General features: G+C 38.0%; 1 protein-coding gene. It reads left to right on the forward strand.

The features are described from left to right. A partial coding sequence (locus tag CJF42_RS26405; RefSeq protein WP_170940802.1) for a transposase occupies window positions 1-216 on the forward strand: 216 nt, incomplete at both ends.

Consider the following 216-nt stretch of genomic DNA (forward strand, 5'->3'; position numbering starts at 1 on the left):
GACTGGTAGTCGAACACGGTTAAACCTTGTTGGTGCTATTGATTTGAATAATTTATCGGCAGCTCAAGTTAAGCGTTATGAAAAAGTGAATAGTGAGACTATCCAACACTTTTTCACGGAGTTACGAGCTCATAATGGCAGTGATAATCGAATTCATTTGATTTTAGATGGAGCGGGTTATCACCGAGCACAAGTTGTTAAAGATAAAGCAAATGA

The sequence above is a fragment of the Pseudoalteromonas sp. NBT06-2 genome, assembly GCF_002276045.1.
GTDB lineage: Bacteria > Pseudomonadota > Gammaproteobacteria > Enterobacterales > Alteromonadaceae > Pseudoalteromonas.